Origin of the sequence: Rhodanobacter sp. FW104-R8, from assembly GCF_001617365.1 — a bacterium.
Lineage (GTDB): Bacteria > Pseudomonadota > Gammaproteobacteria > Xanthomonadales > Rhodanobacteraceae > Rhodanobacter.
Genome location: NZ_LVJR01000046.1, coordinates 1 through 1,347 on the forward strand (window position 1 = coordinate 1; position 1,347 = coordinate 1,347).

1 protein-coding gene is annotated in these 1,347 nt (G+C 62.0%); it reads left to right on the forward strand.

What is annotated here, in order from left to right:
• Nucleotides 1-117 precede the first annotated feature (117 nt).
• Nucleotides 118-1,326 carry an IS4 family transposase gene (locus RHOFW104R8_RS10885; RefSeq protein ID WP_068094659.1) on the forward strand — a complete coding sequence of 403 codons (1,209 nt, stop codon included), beginning with the start codon at nucleotides 118-120 and terminating at the stop codon, nucleotides 1,324-1,326.
• Nucleotides 1,327-1,347 lie beyond the last annotated feature (21 nt).

Sequence of the window (1,347 nt, forward strand, 5' to 3'; positions counted from 1 at the left end):
CTGAGGTTTCCCCACGAATCTTCTCGTTCAATCAACGCGTTGCATGCGGATTGAAGGAACAGTGCGCGCATGATGCGGTCAATCCTCACGGGTTACGAAGCCAGAGGAGACCACACCATGCGCGCCACCAAAGTATTGCAAAAGTGCCTGGGCGAGGCACTGCAGCCGATGCATGCACTGCGCCGTCGCGTGTTGTTGCGTGCCGTGGAAGCATTGATCCATGGCCGTCGTCTGACCTTGATCGATGTCGCCCGCGGGTGGCCCGGTGCGGAGCGCATCCGCGCGCCGCTGAAGGCACTGGATCGACTGCTGGGTAATCGACATCTGCACGCTGAGCGTGAACACGTGCACGGAGCCATGGCGCGCTGGTTATTGCGCGGCCCGCATCCGGTCATCGTGCTGGACTGGTGTGACCTGAAAGCCGATCGGCGCTGGCATCTATTGCGCGCGGCGGTTCCCGTCGGCGGGCGGGCCCTGACGGTACTGGACATGGTATTTCCCGATGGGCAACAAGGTTCGCCAGCGGCAGAGAAACGATTTCTGCAGCGATTGGCGGCGCTGATTCCCGAGGATGTGCGGCCGATTCTGGTGACCGATGCCGGCTTTCGCGCGCCATGGTTTCGCGCTGTCGAAGCCATGGGCTGGCACTGGTTGGGACGGCTGCGCCACCGCACGCTGGTGAAGCCCACGGATGCGGTGGATACGCCGGATGCGTGGGTGCCGTGCCGAGCGCTCTACGAGCTGGCCGTCGCTGCACCGCGCGACTTGGGGCTGATGGATACGGTGCGTGCAAAGCCCTGGTGCTGTCGCGTGGTAGTGCATGCCAGACCACCGCAGGGACGCAGACAACGCAACCGTCAGGGTATGCCGTCACGCACCAAGAAGAGCCAAGAGAACGCGGCCCGCGAACGCGAGCCATGGCTACTCGTTGCCTCGCCTGCACTGAGGCACCTGAGCGCCCGACAAATGGTGGCGCTGTATGCCCGGCGCATGCAGATTGAACTGTCCTTCCGGGATCTGAAATCCCACCGCTACGGTCATGCCTTTGAGGACAGTTTGACCCGCAAGGGTAAGCGTATCGAAGTGCTGCTGTTGCTTCATACGATGGCAGCGTTCGCCAGTTGGCTGGTCGGCATGGCATGCGAGACGGCAGGTATCGACGAATGGCTGGCACCTTTTCGATCGAAGCGACGGCTGTACTCGATCATGCGACTCGGCCGTGAGGCGTTGGTGCGACGATGGTCAAACGTCAGGCTCGACGAACTCATGGAACAGGTACGAAAGCCATCTCCGGCGCTGCTCGATCAGATGGCTGTGACAGCATGAAAACGTGGGGAAACCTCAGGG

Bases quoted from the DNA above. Each gene is read 5' to 3' on its own strand.
- RHOFW104R8_RS10885 (WP_068094659.1), top strand. From the start codon at position 118: ATGCGCGCCACCAAAGTATTGCAAAAGTGCCTGGGCGAGGCACTGCAG.